General features: G+C 73.1%; 1 pseudogene. It reads left to right on the top strand.

Annotation, left to right across the window (positions count from 1 at the left end):
• Positions 1–331, top strand: a pseudogene (truB, locus tag OQ02_RS39635) (tRNA pseudouridine(55) synthase TruB); the annotation flags it as partial.

The raw sequence follows: 331 nt of genomic DNA, 5'->3' as shown, positions 1-331 counted from the left end.
GCCCGGTGACCGTCTCCTCCTTCCAGGTGTACGACGTGCGGGAGGCGACCGCTGAGGACGGCACCCCCGTCGTCGACCTGGTCGTCTCCGTCGTCTGCTCCTCCGGCACGTACATCCGGGCGCTCGCCCGGGACCTCGGCGCCGGACTCGGCGTGGGCGGGCACCTGACCGCGCTGCGCCGCACCCGGGTCGGCCCGTACAAGCTCGACTCGGCGAAGACGCTCGACCAGCTCCAGGAGGAGCTCACGGTCATGCCGGTGGCCGACGCCGCCTCGGCGGCCTTCCCCCGGTGGGACGTCGACGAGAAGCGCGCCAAGCTGCTGCTCAACGG

It is taken from the genome of Saccharothrix sp. NRRL B-16314, assembly GCF_000716595.1.
Lineage (GTDB): Bacteria > Actinomycetota > Actinomycetes > Mycobacteriales > Pseudonocardiaceae > Actinosynnema.
Note: the sequence above shows the minus strand (reverse complement) of the source record. Positions and strands in the feature narration are given on the sequence as shown.